3 protein-coding genes are annotated in these 1,127 nt (G+C 60.4%); 2 read left to right on the top strand and 1 reads right to left on the bottom strand.

What is annotated here, in order from left to right; all coding sequences use genetic code 11:
* The first annotated feature begins 82 nt into the window (after positions 1 to 82).
* On the top strand, positions 83 to 400 hold the full coding sequence (locus ACFC0D_RS38680; protein ID WP_197586526.1) for a hypothetical protein: 318 nt from the start codon (positions 83 to 85) through the stop codon (positions 398 to 400).
* 161 nt (positions 401 to 561) lie between these two features.
* Here the strand turns inward: ACFC0D_RS38680 and ACFC0D_RS38685 are convergent, their stop codons facing one another.
* The gene (locus ACFC0D_RS38685) at positions 562 to 807 is read right to left on the bottom strand and encodes a hypothetical protein (RefSeq protein ID WP_197652462.1); all 246 of its coding nucleotides are present in this window, start codon (positions 805 to 807) and stop codon (positions 562 to 564) included.
* A 126-nt stretch (positions 808 to 933) separates the two neighbouring features.
* Here ACFC0D_RS38685 and ACFC0D_RS38690 point away from each other — a divergent pair.
* Positions 934 to 1,127, top strand: a 194-nt coding sequence (locus ACFC0D_RS38690) for a hypothetical protein (RefSeq protein WP_376446820.1), incomplete at its 3' end; no start/stop codon positions are given.

Here is a 1,127-nt window from a genome sequence, read left to right on the forward strand (position 1 = left end):
CGCGTGCGGTGCTTGATGACTGAAACCACGCGCCCGTCTTCGCCGCGCGTCTCGATCCGTTCCGTATCCATGGAGAGCCTCGATGCTTGAACTGACCCCCGAGCAGGTGCGGGAGCACCACCTTTCTCGCATCCGCGATTACGCGGTGCAGCACGACCTCGCTGACGAGGATATCGCACTGATCTTCAACGCGGGTTTGGCCGCAGCTCGTAGCCTTCGACCCGATCTGGTCGAGATTCGCCCAAAGGGTGGCACCCAAGTGCCTGAGGGTAATGAAACCGCCGGTGCTCTCTCCTTCACCGGCGAGGCCATCGGTTTCAGGACTGCGGAGTCGGCGGGGTCCGAGGTTCGCAGCCTGGTTGGTCGAGCCAACTGTGGCAGCCAACAGGAGCTTACCTGATATGCACGCACTGAAGCGGCGGCTGGCGATCCATCGCCGCCAGCGCGCCTTCCAACAATGGCCCGCCGTCGTTGCGGCGCTCATTACTGATCCCAGGCTATTCCTTTCGAAGGCCGAGGTCAGGTCCTCGAAGGATCTTCGGCCACGCGACGTTCCCCGTATCAATGTCTCCCGGGTTCGGTCGCTGGTGAATCGCGCGATCCCATTAGATCCGCTGCTTTGGTCAGGTCCGCTGCGAGTGCGCGCATCTGTTGGGGCGACATCGCGAACGCCTGAGAGTTCGATACCTCGGCTCTGTTTTGTGGATTTGACCGGAGGACGAGGCTCAGAGCCATGAGCTTGTGCCCCTCTATCTCGAACAGCTGCCAGCCATGTGTCGGCCAGATGTTCAGCTTTATTTCTGTCATGTCGCCCTCCTTGCGGGCTGTGTTGGTAGCACACGCAGCGTAGCGCAAGGAGGGCGGCTCCAAGCCTTTGAATTTCGGTCGTTCTGTCCATGAAGACCACTGTGTATCCCCGCTCGAGGTCCGTAAATGAAGAGTGATTCTCAAGAAGAAGCCGTTATTGATGGGGTATGCCCGCGACGCTTGGCCGAGGTTGTGGAGGCTGCGAGTGCAGACGTACCGACCGGCACTTTCGAGTTCCTGGGGAGCTCCGGGGAGGCACTTGTCGTCTCGGTCCCGACTTCCAGTGGTTTGTTCCGCGAAGCTGACTTCTGGGTCCGCAT

It is taken from the genome of Streptomyces sp. NPDC056222 (assembly GCF_042264065.1).
Classification (GTDB): domain Bacteria; phylum Actinomycetota; class Actinomycetes; order Streptomycetales; family Streptomycetaceae; genus Streptomyces.

Coding starts and splice junctions, on each gene's coding strand:
- ACFC0D_RS38685 (WP_197652462.1), bottom strand. CDS start 807: ATGACAGAAATAAAGCTGAACATCTGGCCGACACATGGCTGGCAGCTG.
- ACFC0D_RS38680 (WP_197586526.1), top strand. CDS start 83: ATGCTTGAACTGACCCCCGAGCAGGTGCGGGAGCACCACCTTTCTCGC.